This is a genomic window from Bacillus sp. IBL03825 (assembly GCF_024712505.1).
GTDB classification, from domain to species: Bacteria; Bacillota; Bacilli; order Bacillales; family Bacillaceae_G; genus Bacillus_A; species Bacillus_A wiedmannii.
In genome coordinates, this window is record NZ_JAMXKE010000001.1 from 3,110,458 (window position 1) to 3,130,424 (window position 19,967).

The window sequence follows — 19,967 nt, forward strand, 5'->3', positions numbered from 1 at the left end:
ATTAAAAACTTAAAATGCCCAGCTACCTTTACGGAAAATTGGCTCTACAGTTCCATCTGGTAAAATACCATCGATGTCCATCTCACTGCTGCCAATCATAAAGTCCTCATGTGTTACTGAAATATTTGCACCTAACGTTTCGAGTTGATCGTTTTCTAAATCCCTTCCATCCTCTAAGCAAGTTGGATAAGCTTTACCAATCGCTAAATGGTTCGATGCATTTTCATCAAACAATGTATTAAAATATAAAATCCCCGATGCTGAAATTGGCGATTCATGTGGTACAAGTGCTATCTCACCTAAATAGCAAGAGCCTTCATCCACATTAATAAGCTCCTGTAATAAATCATGTCCTATCTGTGCTTCAGCTTTAATAATTTTTCCTTCTTCAAATGTCAGTTTAAAGCCGTCGATAATATTCCCTTGATAAACTAATGGTTTTGTATTGCTTACATAGCCATTTACACCTTGTTTCATCGGTAACGTATAAACCTCTTCCGTCGGCATATTAGCTATAAAGATAGTATCATCTGGCGTTTTACCACCTCCAGTAATCCATTTATGCTGTGGTGCTAATGCAATTGTTAAATCAGTACCTGACGCTGTATAGTGAAGCATCGCATATTTTTTATTGTTTAATATGACCGCACGAGACTCTAAATTTGTTACATGTTCACGCCATTTTTCAACCGCATTTCCTTCACCGATACGAACAGCTTTAAAAATAGCATCCCATAATGCTGGTACTTGATCCTCAGCTGCTAAATTTGGGAACACCTTCGATGCCCACTTTGATGAAGGAACTGCTACCATCGACCAAGCTATTAAATCCTTCATTACGGCGTTGCGATTGTTTCCTAGAGCAGCTCCTGATACCTTTTGATAGGTAGCTAGACGACCAGCTGAAATACCTGTAAATTTATCAGGGTCTGTAGCATCTATTATTAATAGTGCGCCTTTACGTTCAATCAGCTCATCATTCATTTTGACTATCCATTCTGGGAAACGATTAAATTCCTCATCTGAGGCATAATCAAAGTAAGCACGATCCATTTCCTCATCAGAAAAATTAACATGAACACGCCCTGCCCCAGCCTTATAGGCCTCTTTCACAACTAAACGAACGAAATCCAATGCATCCACTGATGTATTGACTAATAAGTATTGTCCTGGTTGAATATTGACACCAATTTTCACCGTAAGTTCTGCATATGCTTGTAATTTTTCTTCAAAAGTCATATTATTTACCTCGCTTTTATCCAATAATTTTTGAATTCCCCTTACTAGCTTGCCTTCATACCATACTTTGTGAATAGGTTTTTCAGGATTTTCTCTTGTCTATTTTTACGTTTTTCATCAAGACTCGATAACAACTAATGGATTTTTTCAATTCATTAGTTATCTCTTAAAATTAATTTAGTTACTAGACGAGAAAATATTTCAATGAGTTTCGATGTTTTTACCAAATAATCCAATTCAAGGGTATCAAGCACTACTTAAATTTATAGCGTTCTTTATTGTATAAGCTCACTCATTTCTTCCCAATCTTTTCAATGCTGCTGCACCTAAAGGCTTTCCACCAATGAGGCGTTTAACAATTTCAATCACACCTTTCTCTGTATAAAGTCATTTTTGATAGATAATACTATCATTTAATACAAATATAAATCATTTAACTTTAATTATCAAGCCGTTAAACTTTTTTTAAAAATTATTGGTAGAAAACTAAGTGAAACTGAATTCTATCTAAGTGAGCGATAACGGAAAGATCTTTATGCACACAGTACGAAATTACTGCTAAATATTCACGAGCCGATGTACTCTTAACTGAGTAAAAATCGGCTTTTTTGTTTCAAAATTTGCTTAGCATATATTTTGGTTAAAATGTGGGCGTTACCCCATGCCCATCAAGCTAAAATTTTCTTTCTCTACAGTTAGTTACTTTATGTAAGAAGTCAGCTGTTTTTTCATTTATTATATAAAGGTATTTTTGAATCATAAGAATAATCAGATGTTTATTTATCAAATTCTGAATATGTAATTATTTAACATAATATATTAATGTTTAAACGTATGTAAAATACCAATATTAGGAGGATTTGTAATGTTCAAAAAATAATTTTATCTAGTACTATTCTTTTGGGAACTTTAGGTATAACAACTTTGTCTTTTCCAGAATTAAGTTTAACAAAAGCAGAAGCTGCAATTAATGATGCGAAGATTCAAAAGGTTACGGTTGCGTATAACGATTCTTTCTAACATAAAAATACATCACTATTTAATAGTGATGTATTTTTATGTTAGATATTAGAATAGGAATACGGGCGAATTAATAAGGAAAAGGTTACTGCATAATATTTCTATAATAGGGTATCAATTAAAGATGCATGCTTTATTCCATAATAGAGCATTTAAATCCTAACTTCTCAATTTTATCTACACTTTCTTATCTGCCAACGAAACATTAGATACAATTATCAATCCATTTCCCTTTTAGGCTCTACCAACATGATGTGGGATTCCTTTTCAGTGAAAGGTTTATGCTCAACGCCTCTCGGGACAATGAACATCTCGCCCTTAGAAATTTTCACCTGTCCATCACGAAAATCGATGAACATCTCCCCTTCAAGCACGATAAATAGCTTATCCGTATTAGGATGCTCATGCCATATAAAATCTCCATTGGCCTTAAAAAGCTGAATTTGATCATCATTCATTTCACCAATCACTCGTGGATACCAATAATCGTTAATTTTAGATAACTCGTCATTTAGTTTAATAGGTTGGTAATGGATAATAATCCCTCCTCACTTTTAACTTCCACTATATTACAGTAATCTAAGTAAAAAAGTCGTCATTACGCTTAAAAAGAAAATGCTCAGGCCAGAACTTTTCATTCAGATAGTTCAAAAGAGTGATTTCAATGAAAGTTCTTTCAATCCAATGTTTCCTTTAACTCTCCATAAGTATAGAACAGTGATTTTCAAATAAGAATGGACCCCTGTTGACATTAGTATGGATTATTGATGAACTTCTCGCGATATTTAGTAGGCGAAATGCCAACTCGCTTCTTGAAAACTCTACTAAAATAAAAAGGGTCTGCGATTCCAACAGCCTGCGCAATTTGTTGTACAGGCACACCACTTGTACATAACATTTTTTGAGCCATCTTTATACGATAGTTCAATAAATATTCTGCTGGCCCCATACCTGCATGCTTTCTAAACACGTAAGAAAGACGATTTCGATTAATATTATTTTGTTCTGTAAGCTCGAGTATTGTAATATCTTTATAATAGCATTTATGAACGTAACTAGATATTCGTTCGAATAAAGTATGCGACTCATGGTTGTTTTCTCTATTGACAACACTTAATAAAGCTTCATTCAACGCTTCGCGAAACAGCATTTCTGTCTGAAACATCGAAATGCCTCCACGCTGATTAGACACATCCCAAAGACGCATAAGTAATTCGACAAGACGAGGAGATTGTCCTGTTAATAATTCAAAATGCTGATGAGTAAAGCCAGAGTCTTCTCGTTCTGAATTGCTTATCCGATATAAAACAAGAATATATTCCCAGTTTATTTCACCAAGCATTTTATGGGCTAATGTCATTTTTGCACCCCCATGTATAACTTTTCCTGGGGAAAGGGTATACGGCGTACCATTAAATTGAAATTGCGTCTTCCCTGTAAGCGGAAATACAAATCCGGGGAAATAATCTGTAGACTCAGCATAAGGCACACCTGGATTTTTAGCATAACGATATACTCCTTCTACTCGGAAAGGAGTATTGGCAAGATACTCTGCTAACTCATTCACGTCCAACTTCACAATGCACGCCTCATTTCAATAATAGTTTTCTTGTAATTCGCGAGATTAATTGGTGTACATTCTGGGCAACGCTAAACTAAAAATAGGACATACGACTTAACAAGATCTGGTTACTAACCTATAAATATATTGTTTTTCATTTATTTAGTCTACAGTTAAGCAGCTTTATTGAAAGTTAGAAATTCAACCTTCTTCTCCTAATTATACCATTCGTAAGAATAATTTGTTATGATCTGTGAGTGTATATTCTATTCATATCGAGTCGACATAATGTCCTATTATCAGTAGTAAGGACAAGGAGGAATCTTCCCCTTACAAGGGAACCTCCTTTCTTTTTCTATCGATCTATGCATTTTTTATACATTCCTATCCTGGCACGGTTTTATGGTTCTTTTTTGTTGTTGGATCAATAAAAAAACTGTATTAAATCTTGCATACTCCTAGAGGTCACTATATATGAACGCTACGTATTTGACTTTCTCAATGACCAACATTACTTAACGTGGTAAAATAGTATTCGGATGGGAATCCAATGTTATTAAAATTAAAGTGGTTATCAAGTCGGAGGAAGGCATCTTAGGGTGTCTTTTCTTTTTAAAATATATAAGCGTACCATCCCTTTCCTAATAGAGGCCTCCCCTCATGCCTCCTTACAGGGAGAATGATAAGGCTTTTTTTATTTACCCCATTACCGAGCTCTCAAATATTTTAAATAGTTACAATACATGTATTGTTTCAATAACATATGATTATTCTTAAGAATGTCATTGAAATGTACCAATAGATGTTAGTACAGCAAAATAAATTGTGTTATGATGTGAGCAAATATAAAGCTATCTAACGGAGGGATTTACATGCCGCATGTTGTGTTTTGTGGAATTACTACTGAACAATTAAAACGCATAAGCAAGCCATTAGTAGAAGAGCTCGCAGAGATCTGTGAGTGTGGTACGGATAATTTTACGTTGGAACTACCAAGTTCTACGTTTGTATTCAATGGAGAAGAAATAGAAGCGTTTCCTCTTATTGAAGTGAAATGGTTCGAGCGTGGACAGGAAATTCGTGATCGATTTGCCAAGGCCATTACTACATATGTAATGGATTTTGGACTTCCAGAAGTAGAGGTTGTATTTACGGTTTTCACAGAATCAGCGTATTATATTAACGGGAAGCATTGTGCAAGTTAGAGCTATTTGAAGGATTTTTGTAACATTTATAAGAGGTAGAACCACATTGCCATCAAGCTAAGAAAAGCAAATATCCAAAAACAAAATAATGACCTCAATTCTCATAGACAACTATCTGTGAAGAGATAAAATTTTTGTTTTGGTGGACATCAAAATATTAGCTTGGTGGATATATGGCACTACCCCAATTAATAAATATTACTAACCATATATCTAGGTTAATATCTATCATATTTTTTAAAAACAGGACTAATTAGATTTAAAAAAAGATTTCTTTTTCTTTACTCGTAATAAATCACCTGTCCATCCTTTGACTTGCATATATAAATACATACCCCCTGTTGTGAAAATAATAAATAAGAGAGCGATTAAATAGCTATATTTCCATTCTAGTTCAGGCATGTATTTAAAATTCATACCCCACAATGCTCCTAAGGCTGTCAAAGGCGTACTCACAGCAGTTAATACAGTAAGAGCTTTCATAATTTCATTCCCACGATGAGAAGAAACCACTTCTTGTAAATGAATCATCGTGTCTAATTCTTCTTGATACTCTTTAACAAGTTGTAATCCACGCTCTAATTTCAAGTGTGTTTGTTTATAACAAAGAGTTTTTGTTATATTTTCTAACCAAGCTTCCTCCAAGCCTTGTAATACCTCTTGTATTAAACGAAACACATGTGTGTTCATAAATAATTCATGACGAATATGATAAATTTTTTCTAAAACTGCTATGTTATTATGATGATAAAAATCCCATAATACATTTTTAAAATGGTTTTCAAAATAGTCAACCTCTCGCAAATAGTGAGATATAAACATTGATAAGATGGCACATAATCCTTCAGCGGAACTATTACAATTTTTTGTACCCATAGGGAAATTATGTATTAACTTTTGGAAATCCTCTTCCTCTTTTTCCTGGACTGTTATCAATATTCCATGAGCTACGAAATAATGAAGAAATTTTTGAATTTTGGCGTCCTTTTTATCTTGATCATATAAAAACGAACCATATACACAAGTTTGACTTGGTGATAACGTATAAACATATAATCCATTTTCACAAGGAGAACTTATTTTCTTTACAAATTGAGAGAAATAAGATGTTACATCACGAGGGATTATAGAAGAAAGTTTTTCAAGCTCACTAGTTTTCACATGATACCAATTCCATTTCGGCATTTTTATGCATTCCATATTATTCTTCCTTTCTGAATAGTTTTATGTTTGATCGAATAATATCCGTAATATGAAATTTGTATGTAGGTATTCATGTCTTCGAGGAAAATTTTTTAGATCATCTAAATTACAAACTAATATATAGGAGGTCTTATTCTGTTACAAGGAAGACCCCCTATATATTAGTTATTTGTATTCTAAATTTTAAACATTTCCTCTATACAAGCACTTTTTATCTTTTCTTATTTATATGTGGAAAAGAAGCCACATAATTTGGCACGTCTATTCAACGAACTCCATTTTGGTCGTTATTACAATTTGGATTCATATGCAGATTGATTGGTGATGTCGTCAAATACTTGACTTCCAATCATATAGTATCCATGAAGTGCAGCCTCTTTCGAAGCGTCTACCATACGGAAAGAAGAAATTTCACCTTGCATTTTTTCAATTCGTTTTTTGTGGATATCTACTATTCCTCCTGTCCAAATAATAGTTTCATACTGGTCTAACTTAAATTGTTCTTGTAATACACGCATAACGTCTTGGAAGTGTGTATCCAACTCTTTTTGAATCAAAGTATCAACCTGACTTGTCTGAGGATTTTCTTCTCGACCTCCATATCCTTTTTCTAATATTTTTGGCATGTCGTTAATATGCAAGTGATTACTTTCCCCCGCATGATTCTGCAGGATATTCTTAATATTTTTCAAAGGCTTGCTACATCCTAGTTCCGTCTCATAATGATTTAAAATGACATTCTGTTTCATATCTGTCATTTCTAATGTACGAAATCCACCATCAATAATTAAGATACGATCTTGTTCCTGAATGATTCCCTCTTTTAAGAAATAGGCATGTAAAGCGACCGGTTGCTGAAGAATCAAAGCATTTTCCACCGTAATATTAATAAATTTCCCATCAATTTGCACGGAAGTTTCTTTTTTTAATACATTTTGTAATTGCTCATGCTGACTACCAAAACAAGTAACGGGAAGCCCGGTAACAACTAAAGGTAACACGACATTTTCTTTATAATCCTTTGCAATGCAACCAAATATTTGTTGTTTAAACTGTTCGCTTTCATAATAATTTTCTATTTCTTCGTCAAATGGAGGAAGAAATGAAGCGTCAGATTGATGTGCTTCATTTCCCATGTAGTATGCAAAGTCTAAGTCTATAAAACTTACCTTTGTTAAATCTTCACTTTCAGCATGATTAGGTACACGGGCTAGTGTGGAAGCTTCACTCTTAATCGTCACCTCAGAATCTACATCCTTTCGATATGCCCGTTTGGTAAAGCCAATTCCTACATCAATTGCATACAGAGATTTCATACTTTTTTCCTCACTTTCTCTTTTTAGAATTAAATCTAAGCACTCTCTTCTTTCCCTTCTTTCATATATTTCTTTTCATTTTTCTTTTTTTCACCGTCTATGTCCTTACTATTTTGATTGATTTCGTAATTCTTTTCATCTTTTTTCTTTTTGTCATTTTCGTTTTCTGTTAAATCTTTAATAGTAGAAATGACAACTGGTGTGGCTGTAAGCAGTTGTGGTAATGTTTGTTTTGCAACATTAGCTGCAATTACAGAGAATTGTTTACTTGTCTCAGTTACCTTCCCCAATGTTTCCTTTATGCTTCCTTCTTGTAGTTTGTCTTTTACGCTTTTTCCTTTTGTTTGTATAGCTTTCCGATTTTCTTTTTTTAATAGAGAGACCATAACTCCGGTCGTAATCCCAATCACAGCATATTTAAATATTGTATGTTTCATTTTTCTCACCCTTCTCTACTTTTATTTTCTTCCATGCTACAACCTAAAATAATTAACTTATCTATTTATCAGATGTTGCAATCTATTAGAGAGAATGATAATTTTGTGGCTGCCTATCACTCGCCGTTGGTGTTTCAGCTGTTACTAGGAGTAAAATTCTCCCTTGATCTAATTTTTCTTCATATAAGTTAGCTTCCTCCTTCGACAACCCCATTTCCTCCATTTGATTTCGAAGTTCGTCCCCTTTTTTGGAGAAAAAGTTGATAATACTTGTGCCCATTCCTTGTTCTTTTACTCCAATCGTATTTATGTTTGTATCATCTGCAATCTTTTTTGTTAGATGTTTTTCATGTGCCAAGACATAAATGTCATCTTGGCGAATCCCTTGCAATTCTAGCTCTTTTACTTTCATAACTACTTCCTGTTCATTTTGATATTCATGAACCACCGGTTTTCTTTCATTCTTATGCATTGTATTTTTCCTCCTTTAGATTTTTTATTTAGTTGTTATGTAATATGTAATACACCTATTTTAAAGATGTTAAACCTAAATTTTCAAAAAACTTCATGCAATAGGTTATTAATATTTTTGAATATCAAAGAGATGTCATGAGAACTTTGCTTTGATAACAGTGTTACAAATAACAATTTGTTTGGAAGGCAAGCCTCTTTTTTATCATTGGGTTTTCCAATGACATAGAAGCACAGCGCTGCATTACATGTAACTGCCCCACTGGATTCTCTATTCCAAAAGAAAAAGCACCCCACTAGATGCTTTCTTTAATTGTTCTCACTATAATTTATTTAGATAATTCTCTTATTACTGTAAGATACATTTATTCTAGTTCCTAAATCTCACTTATTTCTCAATTCACTCATACCAATATAAAACCAAATAACCTACCATCAAAAAATAAAGAAAACAGGTTATTTGGCTATTCATTCCGTAAGCTTAATACTCAAGTTAATCTTTTTTCACACGGTTAAACTTTATTAAGAAAACCTTAAGAAATTCCCCTCTATATTTATAAGAATTTTTTTCTATACTCAAAAATGTAAATACAATAAGAGGAGAAACAATCATGAAGAAATTTGTACTTTGCATAATAGGATTAGGCCTACCGATATATTTATTACCTTTCATATTACGCGGGGATTTGGATAGATTTAATCCGATTGCTGAAGAAAAAAATGTATATGCCATTGCGAAAGGATATGGTGTTCCAGATTATCATCATAAAGGACGAGCTATGTACGCCCTAAAAGGTGTAGATGAAGCAAGGAATGAGAAAGAATATACAGTAGGCACTAGCACCCCTAATGATTTTATAAAAAAAACTTACTTAAAAATTCATGTAAAAGGAAAGTATGTGTATTCTTACGACGTTATTTCAGAAAAAGATATACCAGGGAAAGTAAAGGGACAATTGGAGATAGCAGATAAATAAAAAGAGCCTACTCGTATGAGCTGGCTCTTGATCACCTCTCCCACCTACCATTGGGCTATCTTAAGGAAGAAGAATTCTTTCAGTAAATTTATTAAATTCCTTATCATTGTTTCACTAACCATTGTTCAATTACTTTCACTGTTTCATCTCGTTGTGCTTTTGATGTAATTAAGCTCGCATTATCACCTTTTTGCTCACCATACATGCCAAAATGAGCATGGTTTCCCCCTTTTATCATGTGCATAGTTGTATTCTTTGACATTAACTTTTTATTGTTCTCTATTTTTTCTACTGTTGCTAAAGCATCTACTTCTCCATAAATTGATAACATCGGAATCGATTTCGTAGAGAAGTCATCTGCAGGATACGAACCTAAGAAAATGATCCCGTCTACCTTGTCTTCATTGTGAAAGGCATATTTAGAAATCATAGCTCCCCCCATTGAATGTCCAGCAACGTACCATTTTTGAACTTCCGGATACTGTTCAATTACAATGTCTACCTCATTGATTCCGAGTATCGCTAAGTTTAGTGGTAACTTAGGCATTACTACAAAATGACCATCTTTTGCAAGAGCTTCCCCTAAGTAACTATAAGCCTCTACTTCTACTTTAGCTCCTTGATAAAAAATAATCCCTACCTTAGCATCCTTCTGTCCAAATACTATATTATCTTCATCTTTTTTATCATCTACTAACGACAAAGCCTCTTTCGTTGGTTTGTAAGTAAATTGGGACCAAGTAAAAAAAGTAATGCTCCCCATAAGTAAAATACCTAATAAAGAGTACAAAATAATTTTCATCCATTTCTTCATATGTATGACCTCCCTGAGATGTGTATATTCTATATTTTAGATTATCATTAATCAACATAAAAACTCGAGCATTTTTATTATGCTCAAGTTTTCATTTACGTCTTTAATTTATACTATATTTTCTAGGATAAGTACGTAGCAAATACAGCCCATATAATTCTGATTGTCATACTAGAAGGTTTCCAAGACCGTTTTTCTAACGCATCATACTAAATACGATCAATAGTGATTAAATTACTCCAAACATAAAACATACTATGAAACTGGATTTTTCATAAACACTCCCTTTTTTCAATAGAAAGTCTTAGAAATTCTATATGGTTCGCATGTTCTTTCAATGCATAAATAACGAAATAGCCTACGCTTGTGAGCAGACTATTTCTCCTTTTATTTTAGTCAAAAAACGAAGCATATCTTCATTCGAACATATTACCGATTGGATTTATGCATATTTCCTTCGAATTTTGCCAACCACCAATAACAGTAAGGGAATTCCTAGTTCATAGATAGGAAATGCAATAGGAATTACGAAAAATATGTAGTAATAATGAGTAAATGTCTGGATATTTTTAACCGACACAGCTATGATGAACGAAATAGGAGCAAGAACCAAAGCTACTTTTCGCCAATCCTTCAAATGAAACATTTGTGCTGTTCCATAACAAGCGAGAAACATGTATAACGCCAGTTTAACAAAAATACTAAAAAACCAAATAATAACAATCAGAATATCTACATTTTGAATGAATTCCATGACGGATATGTACCGACTCAAATCGTAAACCGGATACAAAAAACTTGAAGGCAAATTCGGACCGAATGTTAAAATGACCGCTAATGTTCCAATCGTTACCATAAAAACAGCCAGTCCTACTCCCCACATCGCCCGTGATGGCGCTTGTTCGGGTTTGTCCATAAAGAAAACAAACATTGTCATCATGACAGCCTCTCCAAAAAACGCGGCTACAGGAGTATAGGAACCTTTAAGGATGGGAAACCATCCAGAATCATGATAAATAGGAAGCATATAATCCAAATTCATATTGCCAACATTCAAAATGATTACAAACGTTATCATTAAAAGTACCATTGGCCCAATGATTTCACTTAAGCGCCCAATACCTTCCACCCCACCTTGATAAATGATAAAAATGAGCAATAACATAGCAGTAAAGACAATAATCCACAAAGGTGTATTATGAAACAAAGCGATACTAATGAACTCACCAAATTCACGGACCGTTATCCAAATTATCATGTACCATCCAAAGAAGTAAGGAATCATCAGTAGTTTTCCTAGCCATTTGCCAAGAATGGTTTGACTAAATTCAATTAGGGTTTGCTTCGGATAAAGCGAGCCAAGTGTAGTTGCCAAAAAAGTAAGAGCAATCCCTACACACCCTGCAATAAAGAGCGAGATCCAAGCATCTTGTTTGGCAGTGCGAATCGTCGCTGGAATAACTAGAAGGAGTGATTGGCCCACTTCAAATGTGAACATCATCCAAAAGATTTGTCTGCCAGAGATTTTCATCGAATTTCTCACACGCTATATTCCTCCTTATTTTTTTATTTCATTTTTCTTTAACTGCAACGGCTGTCCAGTCAGTCCTACTCGCCGAATAGTAAGCTTTGCATGAACAGAAACCTGCACTTTTCGAAACTGCTTACTCCAATTCTTTTTTAGCTCTTTCCATTCGGATGGATATTTTTGATGAATAGCTTCTCCAAATCCAAAGATATCGGTTCCGTATTGTTTTTGAACCTTTTTAATAGTTTGGAGAGCTTGTTTTTCAGATTGTTTTTCCATTACACGTTCTAAAAAAGTAAGATTTTTTGGCTGCGAAAGATCTAAATTCGTATTGTTCTCCTGAATCGTTCCTTCACCTAAAAAAACAACGTCACACTTAATTGTGGCCCCTTTTATAGTCGGTATAATTTTTCTTTTGATTTTTGTCATATATAAACTCGTACTACCATTCCCTTTAGAGGCAGTTGCTGTAATCGTCTGTTTACTTAAACGATTCACTATCCAAAGAGTAGCTAACCATTCCTGCATATTAAAGTATCCTACCAACTTAAGATCGTTGTTAAATATAGCACCTCCTACAATTTGAAACCCTTTGACCTCGTTTTCACCTTTTTTATGAGACATATTTAGTTTAATAACTGGCAAGATTGGGGTGATTCCATCACTCGTACCAGCAATAAGAAAATTTAATAACGATGTATCTCCCAATGCCTCTATTTGCATATGCTCTTTAAGTGCCCCAAGTGCCGGGATAGCCTCTAAAGGGATAGATGCTTTCAGGAACTCTTTTGCAGTATTTCCCTTTACTACTAACGCATCTGCTCGTAACCGAATATCAGGATCGCGACTATATGCATCCAAAACTGGAGCGAGACCATTTTTAGCTAATTTTTCTCCAATTAATATTACACGCTGATGCCCTCGAAAGATTTCCCTCGACATTTTTGTTTGCATCATTTGTACAGCTTCATGTGTATCCTTTCCAGTTCCTGATTCAAGAAAAACTGATTTTCCTGCATTACTTCTTCCGCTCTGTCCCATTCCCATTTTTGAAGGGATAATAAACTGGGCGCTAATTTCAACCTTATTATTCTTCGCTTGATCAAGTCCCCATCCTAATTCTATTGCCAGATCATTTAACTCTGTACGATCCCAGCATCCCGTCAAGAAACATAAAGAAACTACTAGTATCATACAAAGTGCCTTGTGTAGGCTCATTCTGTTTCCCCTCCCCGTTTTGCACCTGGTTGTTGTCCATCTGGAAAACGGATTTTCTCCTTACCAGATACCATTATAGGACGATGTGTCATGTTCCAACGAGGTGTTCGAAGCAAAACATCCTTTAAATCACGCGGAGTCTGAGGCGCAACCGGACTTAAATACGGAACGCCGAATGAACGTATGTTTGTTAAATGAATTAAAATCGCAAGGGTACTTATAGCAATACCATACAGCCCAAGCATCCCTGCCAATAGTAGCATCGGAAAGCGCAGCATCCGGTAAGCTGTTCCTAAGTTATAGCGCGGGAACGCAAACGAAGCAATTCCGGTTGTCGCCACAACAATAACCAATGGTGCTGAAATAATACCTGCTTGCACCGCAGCTTGTCCGATAACAAGTGCCCCTACAATGCTAACTGCTGATCCAACGGGTTTTGGTAACCGAACGCCCGCTTCCCTCAAACCTTCAAATAAAAATTCCATCATCAGCGCTTCTATAACAGCTGGGAAAGGAATACCTTCTCTTGCAGCTGCAATACTAATAAGCAAATTTGTTGGGATTAGTTTCGGATGAAAGGTTGTAATAGCGACATAGAGAGAAGGGAGAAATAATGAAATATTGATTAATATTAAACGTATCCATCTAACAAAAGTTGTGTAGATGGATCGTTCATAATAATCCTCTGCTGCCTGGAGACCAGTCCAAAATGTCATAGGAACGATTAAAACGAAAGGTGTGTTATCCACTAAAATTGCCACTTTCCCTTCTAATAAACTTGCACACACCGCATCTGGTCGCTCAGTATTTTGAATTTGTGGAAAAGGAGAAAAAGGTTGGTCCTCAATAAACTCTTCAATAAAAGCTGACTCTAACACCCCATCAATTTGAATTCGCTGTACCCTTTGGCGAACTTCATCTAAAACCGAATCGGGAGCAATTCCTTCAATATAGGTAATCACCACATCTGTCTGTGACAATTCCCCAATCGAATAAGGTTCCATTTTTAGTTTTTGGCTCCGAATTCTTCGGCGAATAAGGCTCGTATTGACCCTTAAAGTTTCCGTAAACCCGTCCCGAGGGCCACGAACAGAAATCTCGGCAGCTGGCTCTTCAATACTCCGTTTTTCAAACCCTTTTAAGTCAGCGACCAGAGCTTGACTCTCTCCTTCTGTCAAAATGACGATATTCGCTTTCAATACTGCTTCTATAACCTCACGAACTTTAGAAATCGTCTTTACTTGAGAAACTGCAATAAGCTGATTTTGTATAATTTCTCCTACTGAATCCATAACCTTTAGTCCACTAGGCATCCCCTCGAACATCATTGGTTTCAAAACAACTTGTTCCACAATACCGGTGTCTACCAATCCATCTATATAAATAAAAAGAATTTTAATTTGGCTATTTATAAATATTGGACGAAAAACAATATCGGAACAATTGTCAAAAACTTGTTTCAAAACTTCTTCATTCGCAGATACACTCTGATCAAGCTCACGATCTTGATTAGAGTGTATCTGCATACTTGCATTCTCAAGTTCCTGAATATCTTTTCTCAAATGTTTTCTACTAAGTTTTTTCATCACACTACCCCATTTATCGAATGGTTTATGTTTTATACTTGGAGCTAAGTGTTAGTGATTTCTTGACAGAAAATCTTTACAAACCGTTCCACTAAGTAGTTTCTGGCTAAGTAATCATTTATCTAAAAAACAACAGGAAAATATACCCTCGACATCCTTCTTAAAATCTCCCTCCACATGAAAATTATTCAATTTTTTCTATAAGTTATTTATTCTAAAATGAGATTAGGACAAATAATAAGAGCTCTACATGCATAATCAATCTTTTAATTGTTGTAGGTGTAATTTTTCATTTCTCCTTTGATATCTCTACAAGATAAAGTTAAATTCCTAAACAAATAAAAAGAAAAAGCAAATGACCTCCATATTAGATCACTTGCTTTTTCTCTCATCATATACTTTCTAAACAACTCTATAAACTATTCTAATTATGTGCTTCACTTTCAAATTTTTGAGTTGCCACTTTTTTAGGCATAAAACATGCAAAGATTAATGCTACGAAAGATAAGAATAACATAAATAGATACGCATCACTTGAGCCGAAAATAGAAGATAATTTCGCTAGTTGAATAGCTGTAATGTTTCCTTTTTCCAAAGATAACTCTGCAGCATGTGAAGTTGCTTGAGTCGTATATATAGTAATAACAACTGCTGTTCCAATAGCACCGGCTAATTGACGAATCGTATTATTTACCGCTGAACCATGTGAACCTAATTCTCTAGGTAAAGCATTTAGTCCTGCTGTATTTAATGGCATCGAAATAAAGCTTAACCCAATTCGTAAAATAATAGTGCGCACCATTACATACATATACGTTGTGGATTCAGTTAAATCAATTACACCCCACATCGAAATAATATATTAACCCTGTAATAAAGAGTGGTTTTGCTCCGTATTTATCATACATTTTACCTGTAATAGGTGATAAGAATGCATTAATAACAGCTCCAGATAATAGAAGTAAACCTGATTCAAATGCGGTAAAGCCTCTTCCGTTTTGTAAGTATATCGGTAAAAGAATTAAATCAGCATACATAATCATCGTGATGAGTACGTTTATCATTGATGTAAGAGTAAAAATTTTATACTTAAATACGGATAAATTTAATAGTGGATCGTTACACTTTATTTGGCGTAAGCAAAATAAAGTGTAACAAGTACCCCGGTAATAATTGTTGTAATAACAATCGGATGATCCCATCCCTTACTTCCTGCACTACTAAATTCAAATAAAATACAACCAAAATCAATCGTTGATAAAATGACACTTACAAATATCCAATCTTGCTTTTGTCGTATCTGCAACGTTCATTAAATATTTCAGTGCAAGAATAATGACGATTAATACAAATGGAGCTAAATAAATAACTATCTAGCATTTAATTCCTATTTCGCTACGTATATTGGGATAGTACCAGATGACTATCAACTTAAGAACGGAAGCTTACGTTTGAACATAATATCAAATTTAGATGAGCAAGACTATTTCAAGTGAATAGAATGTACTCTTTCAGAATACATAAAATATATATACACAAGCTTAGCCTGATTACTTCATCATTAGTGAAAGTAGGATTATATAAATTTTGGAGGAAAAGTTATGCAAAAAAAGGTTCTCCTGTTTACAGATTTGGGGATTGACGATGCGTTTGCTATACTGTACACCTTTTTTCGTAAAGATATTCAACTTGTAGGAATTGTAGCCGATTATGGAAATGTATCAAGAGAAAATGTAATAAGAAATATTAACTATTTGAAATACATTGCGGGAAGAGAAGAGATACCTGTATTCCTTGGTGCTTCTGTACCATTGACAGGTATCTTGATTCAGTATTTCCCTGAGGTACATGGAAAAGTTGGATTAGGGCCTATTATTCCACCTGAAATTTCATATCCAGTTTATCCTTTAAATGATATTTATCAAGTTATAGAATCAAATTTGGAAGATCTTACAATTATCAATTTAGGAAGACTTTCTTCGCTAGCTACGACTTTTGTATTGAATTTAGAAATAATGCGAAACGTAAGAGAATGCATTTGCATGGGGGGAGCTTTTTTCTATCCAGGTAACGTAACTGCTGTAGCTGAAGCTAACTTTTACGCCGACCCTTATGCAGCAAACTTAATTCTGCAGCATGCACAGAATTTGACAATTATCCCGTTAAATGTGACTCAACATGCGATTGTTACACCCGAAATGGTCCAACAAATCGATGCATTTCATCGAAATACACAGGATCTTGCAGGGCTCATCCTCAAACCTATGTTAGACTATTATTATAATTTCTATTCCAAGTCTAATCCTGGTATAAGTGGAAGCCCTATGCATGATTTTGTAACAGTGTGGTATTTGCTGAATCAAGAGGCTGTTGGTCTTTCAAGAGTACCCATTAAAGTAATTCCTGATCAAGGAGAAGGATTTGGTCAAAGTATTGCAGACTTTCGTTTTGTTACTAATCCAGGCTATAAAACGCATAATGTAGCTTTTCAGTTTGATTATGAAAGATTCAAGAAAGATATTATGGAAACGTTCTTAAAGAAGAGAGTGTAATAGACTTTATTAACTTCAGATAATACGGATTATGTGAATGAAATGCCACTTCACTTAACGTACAGGAAATCTACTTTTTATATTTCTCATTCAATTAAAGTAACTATATCTTAAAAAATCATAAAGTGTCCTATAGCACTGATTTATAATTTTAACCCTCTTTTTCATCACCTTTGCCATTTACTGAGAATCAGGATTTTTTCGCTTGCAATTTATCAACGATATTAGAATAATCTTTCTCCTTACGATTCTGGCTTAAATTATATGCAGCTTGAACTTCTTGCACTTTAATTTTAAATCCAACAATTCCTTTTACTTCTCGTTCTAATAACTAAGGAGAAAGTTCATCCCATAAAACTATATTTTCACGATTTTCTTCATACTTTTTTAGCATCATTGCTAGTTCTTCTATTAATTCATCTATCTCTAAAATGCTTGCTGTACCCTATACATGAATGGCCTGATAATTCCATGTTGGAACTTCTTCCTTTCTATACCGAAAAGAGGAAATATAAGCGTGTGGTCCTTGAAACACACCAAGCACATCTCCATGATCCCCGAATATTTCCAACCGATTATTTCCATAGGCCATATGCCCAATAATATAGTAATCATCACCTTTTTTATTTAACCCCAAAGGCAAATGAATGGCAATTGGTTTCCCTTGTTCTGTTATGACAATCGTACCAAAAGAGTTTTTTTAAAAAATCTCATCAAAATCTCTGATCTTAAATTTTTTTGGAATATACCCCCTTTTAACAAAGTTATTTAAGTGTTTTAGTCATTATAAAGTCTATTTGTTCTTCATCACCCATATAAAAAGAGTCGGCTCCAACTTGGACAAACCCCATTTTCTTATAAAAAGCAATAGCATTTTCATTCTTTTCCCAAACGCCTAGCCAGATTTTCTTTTTATTATGTTCAATTGCAATTTCAATCGCTCTATTTAATAGATGTTTACCAAGCCCATGTTTTTGAAACGTGCTTTTTATATAGATCCTCTCGATTTCAAGTGATTCATCACCCATTTCTTCAGACTGAGCGTCATTCGTATTTACCTTTACATATCCAGCGACTTCATTATTAAAATACATAAAATAGAATTGCGAAGAAAGATTGGCTAATTCTTTTTCTAATTGTTTTAAGTTTAATGCCTTTTCTAAATAGGCATTCATATTTTCGGGTGAATTTTGATGCTTAAATGTCTCATCGAATGTTTCATAACTAATTTCTTGAAGCTTATGTAAATCTTCAAGAGTACACTTTTTTATAGTCATCTACATATGTCACTCCTTTATATAATCAATAAATTCTCTTGTTCCCCTTTTTTACAAAATCCCAGTCTTTTTCTACATTTCCTCTTACTCTTTGAAGAAGCTTGAAAATAGTTTCTACTTCTTTTTCGGAAAATCCCTCCAATGCAACGGCATTGGAATAATCATTTTCTCTTTTTATAAAGGGATACACATTTTCCCCTTTCTCAGTTGGAAAGAGTTTTTTTATTTTTTTGTTATGTTCATCTTCTTTCTTTTCAATAAAACCATTCATTTCAAGTTTTTTTATAGCACGAGATGCTGTTGTTCGATCCACTTTTATCATCTCAGATAGCTTTTCTTGAATGACACCTGGGTTTTCACATATTCGTACAAGGTACAAATACTGCCCTTTTGTCAGCTCATATTCTTTAAATTCTATATTACTTATAGAATTTAAAGCCCTTGCTATCATTCCAATTTCGCGAAGAATTCCCTTCATAAGTAGCTCCTTATTACGTATTTTTGTTGCAAATGCAATAAAAACGATAAAAAACCCATCCATTTTGAAAAAAGATTAAACAAAATGGATGGGTTTCTTTTATGGAAGAATTCATTGTTTCCTAAAAAACATATTGATGAATATTTTAAACTATCCGGATTAAAATAACACCCGTAATCATAACAGTTAAACCAAATATTTGTAATTGTTTTGTTCAAAATACCTTCTTCGTTTTTGTATACTCATTGTATTTTATACAGAAATTTAATTACTTTTCAATTCCCGATTGAATTAACTTTTTATTCAATACATCTATAAAAATTATGATGGCTTTATACCTTTAATATACCTTTGTATTATCATCTACATTCTCAATCCTAATAAATTCAAACTCAGCTTCATATCCCTCTCCTTGTGGACTGCAAGTATAAATACCAACTTTCATATAATCTTTTTCCTCAAAAAGGTGAGTCATTCTTATTTGCTTCCATGAAACGCCGTCTATTGAATAATCAACATAGTAATTATTACCCTTTCTTGTTATTCGATAGTAAAGGGAATTCAAATCTTCCAAAAATTCCTGACTAGACCAATCAGAGTATCCATTTTTTGTTACAACAACACCTAATTTACTATTGTCATCCGGTATATACTCAACAGATGTCTTCAACCACGTATCTTTTGAAAATCGAACCATTAAACCTGCTTGATCATATCTGTTTGCTGGTTTAGAGTTTACTTTCGTGATCAATCTAAAATCTCCATTTAGTTCATAGTATAAAAAATGACCATTATCAACTTGAAATTCATAGTGTGTTTTTTGCCAGAAATCTGTCTCTTTATCAGGTTTGATTATTAACTTCGATTTATTCCTATTAATCTCCCAATCTTTAGGTGGAGAAAACCATTTTAAACTTTTATCAAATTCTACATTATTAAATTCCTCTATTAATCTATATCGATTGCACATTAACAATATCTCCTTAACCTTTTATATTTATTATGAAAAAGTATTTACACAGTAAAATTATTTAATCTTGATATGTGACCTTCTAAAAGAATCTCTTCCCGGCTTCATCATCTTA

At 33.9% G+C, this 19,967-nt stretch carries 17 protein-coding genes and 3 pseudogenes; 4 read left to right on the plus strand and 16 right to left on the minus strand.

Translation table 11 applies throughout. From position 1 onward, the window contains the following. Positions 1-9: 9 nt before the first annotated feature. From NHG49_RS15950 to NHG49_RS15960, 3 genes are all read right to left on the minus strand, one after another. A complete protein-coding gene (locus NHG49_RS15950) occupies positions 10-1,239 on the minus strand; it encodes an aminopeptidase (protein ID WP_064475975.1) in 1,230 nt (409 codons plus the stop codon). Positions 1,240-2,477: 1,238 nt separating this feature from the next. Then, positions 2,478-2,717 carry a cupin domain-containing protein gene (locus NHG49_RS15955; RefSeq protein ID WP_000997182.1) on the minus strand — a complete coding sequence of 80 codons (240 nt, stop codon included), beginning with the start codon at positions 2,715-2,717 and terminating at the stop codon, positions 2,478-2,480. 293 nt (positions 2,718-3,010) lie between these two features. Continuing rightward, complete coding sequence (locus NHG49_RS15960; protein ID WP_064475739.1) at positions 3,011-3,838, minus strand: helix-turn-helix transcriptional regulator; 828 nt, start codon at positions 3,836-3,838, stop codon at positions 3,011-3,013. Positions 3,839-4,692: 854 nt separating this feature from the next. Here NHG49_RS15960 and NHG49_RS15965 point away from each other — a divergent pair. After that, positions 4,693-5,025: a DUF1904 domain-containing protein gene (locus tag NHG49_RS15965; RefSeq protein ID WP_258126258.1), complete on the plus strand. Its 333-nt coding sequence runs from the start codon at positions 4,693-4,695 to the stop codon at positions 5,023-5,025. A 249-nt stretch (positions 5,026-5,274) separates the two neighbouring features. On the opposite strand, the gene NHG49_RS15970 is transcribed toward NHG49_RS15965, so the two are convergent. From NHG49_RS15970 to NHG49_RS15985, 4 genes are all read right to left on the minus strand, one after another. Next, positions 5,275-6,225 carry a magnesium transporter CorA family protein gene (locus tag NHG49_RS15970; RefSeq protein WP_258126259.1) on the minus strand — a complete coding sequence of 317 codons (951 nt, stop codon included), beginning with the start codon at positions 6,223-6,225 and terminating at the stop codon, positions 5,275-5,277. Positions 6,226-6,518: 293 nt separating this feature from the next. Then, positions 6,519-7,544, minus strand: a complete 1,026-nt coding sequence (locus NHG49_RS15975; protein ID WP_064475741.1) for a ParM/StbA family protein — start codon at positions 7,542-7,544, stop codon at positions 6,519-6,521. 35 nt (positions 7,545-7,579) lie between these two features. After that, a complete protein-coding gene (locus NHG49_RS15980; protein ID WP_149174195.1) occupies positions 7,580-7,981 on the minus strand; it encodes a peptidase U61 in 402 nt (133 codons plus the stop codon). Between the two features lie 85 nt (positions 7,982-8,066). Further along, entirely contained in the window at positions 8,067-8,453 is a 387-nt protein-coding gene (locus NHG49_RS15985; protein ID WP_000549435.1) for a YflT domain-containing protein, read from the minus strand. Positions 8,454-8,564: 111 nt separating this feature from the next. Between NHG49_RS15985 and NHG49_RS31455 the strand changes: the two are divergent. Together NHG49_RS31455 and NHG49_RS15990 are read left to right on the plus strand one after the other, a co-directional pair. Continuing rightward, positions 8,565-8,669 (plus strand): annotated as a pseudogene (locus tag NHG49_RS31455) (acyl dehydratase); the annotation flags it as partial. Between the two features lie 394 nt (positions 8,670-9,063). Beyond that, positions 9,064-9,429: a YxeA family protein gene (locus NHG49_RS15990; RefSeq protein WP_000714941.1), complete on the plus strand. Its 366-nt coding sequence runs from the start codon at positions 9,064-9,066 to the stop codon at positions 9,427-9,429. Positions 9,430-9,532: 103 nt separating this feature from the next. On the opposite strand, the gene NHG49_RS15995 is transcribed toward NHG49_RS15990, so the two are convergent. The 5 genes and pseudogenes from NHG49_RS15995 to NHG49_RS16015 form a co-directional block, all read right to left on the minus strand. Next, positions 9,533-10,243, minus strand: a complete 711-nt coding sequence (locus tag NHG49_RS15995) for an alpha/beta hydrolase (RefSeq protein ID WP_064475743.1) — start codon at positions 10,241-10,243, stop codon at positions 9,533-9,535. Positions 10,244-10,685: 442 nt separating this feature from the next. Beyond that, positions 10,686-11,774, minus strand: a complete 1,089-nt coding sequence (locus NHG49_RS16000; RefSeq protein ID WP_064475976.1) for a GerAB/ArcD/ProY family transporter — start codon at positions 11,772-11,774, stop codon at positions 10,686-10,688. A 27-nt stretch (positions 11,775-11,801) separates the two neighbouring features. Next, complete coding sequence (locus NHG49_RS16005; RefSeq protein WP_258126261.1) at positions 11,802-12,989, minus strand: Ger(x)C family spore germination protein; 1,188 nt, start codon at positions 12,987-12,989, stop codon at positions 11,802-11,804. After that, positions 12,986-14,578 carry a spore germination protein gene (locus NHG49_RS16010; RefSeq protein WP_149174194.1) on the minus strand — a complete coding sequence of 531 codons (1,593 nt, stop codon included), beginning with the start codon at positions 14,576-14,578 and terminating at the stop codon, positions 12,986-12,988. Before NHG49_RS16010 ends, NHG49_RS16005 begins: the two co-directional genes overlap by 4 nt. Before the next feature lie 421 nt (positions 14,579-14,999). Continuing rightward, a pseudogene (locus NHG49_RS16015) lies at positions 15,000-15,948 on the minus strand (MFS transporter); the annotation flags it as partial. A 228-nt stretch (positions 15,949-16,176) separates the two neighbouring features. Here NHG49_RS16015 and NHG49_RS16020 point away from each other — a divergent pair. Beyond that, positions 16,177-17,127 carry a nucleoside hydrolase gene (locus NHG49_RS16020; RefSeq protein ID WP_064475746.1) on the plus strand — a complete coding sequence of 317 codons (951 nt, stop codon included), beginning with the start codon at positions 16,177-16,179 and terminating at the stop codon, positions 17,125-17,127. A 180-nt stretch (positions 17,128-17,307) separates the two neighbouring features. On the opposite strand, the pseudogene NHG49_RS16025 reads toward NHG49_RS16020, so the two are convergent. From NHG49_RS16025 to NHG49_RS16040, 4 genes and pseudogenes are all read right to left on the minus strand, one after another. Continuing rightward, positions 17,308-17,809, minus strand: a pseudogene (locus NHG49_RS16025) (FMN-binding negative transcriptional regulator). A gap of 82 nt (positions 17,810-17,891) precedes the next feature. Beyond that, positions 17,892-18,404, minus strand: a complete 513-nt coding sequence (paiA, locus tag NHG49_RS16030; protein WP_258126266.1) for a spermidine/spermine N(1)-acetyltransferase — start codon at positions 18,402-18,404, stop codon at positions 17,892-17,894. Positions 18,405-18,429: 25 nt separating this feature from the next. Then, complete coding sequence (locus tag NHG49_RS16035; RefSeq protein ID WP_064475747.1) at positions 18,430-18,882, minus strand: MarR family winged helix-turn-helix transcriptional regulator; 453 nt, start codon at positions 18,880-18,882, stop codon at positions 18,430-18,432. 340 nt (positions 18,883-19,222) lie between these two features. Next, a complete protein-coding gene (locus NHG49_RS16040; RefSeq protein ID WP_098655037.1) occupies positions 19,223-19,852 on the minus strand; it encodes a DUF1349 domain-containing protein in 630 nt (209 codons plus the stop codon). Positions 19,853-19,967: the final 115 nt, after the last annotated feature.